At 40.6% G+C, this 1,107-nt stretch carries 1 protein-coding gene; it reads left to right on the top strand.

What is annotated here, in order from left to right; all coding sequences use genetic code 11:
• Positions 1-823, top strand: an 823-nt coding sequence (hag, locus tag BTR1S_RS21460) for a flagellin Hag (RefSeq protein WP_061781692.1), incomplete at its 5' end; no start/stop codon positions are given.
• Between the last annotated feature and the right edge of the window lie 284 nt (positions 824-1,107).

Raw genomic sequence — 1,107 nt, 5'->3', positions numbered from 1 at the left:
TGGTCTTCGCATCAACCGTGCCGGCGATGATGCAGCTGGTCTTGCGATCTCTGAAAAAATGAGAGGACAAATCCGCGGTCTTGAAATGGCTTCTAAAAACGCTCAGGACGGAATTTCTCTTATCCAAACGGCTGAAGGTGCATTGACCGAAACTCATGCGATCCTTCAGCGTATGCGTGAACTAGCTGTTCAAGCAAACAACCTGGGAACACAAGACAATACTGATCTTGGTGCAATCCAAGATGAAATTAGTGCATTAAAAGAAGAAATTGGTGGCTCAGCAACTGGAAGTAAAGGTATCTCTGACCGTACTGAGTTCAACGGAAAAAAATTGTTGAATGGCGACTTTGCAACTACCCAGCTTCAATTCCAAATCGGTGCAAACAGCGGACAAACATTGTCTGTTAATATCGGTGATATGTCAATCAATGCTCTAGGAACTAACAATGGAGGAACCGACGACTTCTTCATCAAAGACATTGATGTAACAAAATTTACAGGTAAACTTCAAGACGGATCTGCTGATCCTAATGCTGATAAAGTCAACTTTAACGTCCAATTAAAATCAATCGACGATGCAATCAAACAAGTATCAACTCAACGCTCTAAACTCGGTGCGGTCCAAAACCGTCTAGAGCACACAATCAACAACCTTGGTGCATCTTCTGAAAACTTGACAGCAGCTGAATCCCGCATCCGTGACGTTGACATGGCGAAAGAAATGAGCGAGTTCACGAAGAACAACATTCTTTCTCAAGCTTCTCAAGCGATGCTTGCTCAAGCGAACCAACAGCCGCAAAATGTGCTTCAATTGTTACGTTAATTGCATAAAAACTTTGGCCATTGCCAAAGTTTCAGCTTGTCGATAAAACCGCAACTCTGTTTTTCGGCAAGTTTTTTTGTTAATTGAACCGGTTTTGAAGAAGAAAAATTAGTTGAATCTATTTAGGGAAAATTAGATTGATTTGTCTGAAAGTTTCTGATATAGAAAAATGTTCATTTTTATCTAAACAATTCCTTTTCAATTCCGATATTAAAAATGTAACAGGCTGGAAGGACAGCCGGCTTGTTTAAATCCAAAAGCACATAGACGTGCGATCAAACATA

The organism is Bacillus sonorensis NBRC 101234 = KCTC 13918 (assembly GCF_001592005.1).
GTDB lineage: Bacteria > Bacillota > Bacilli > Bacillales > Bacillaceae > Bacillus > Bacillus sonorensis.
This window is presented reverse-complemented; position numbering and strand designations above follow the sequence as displayed.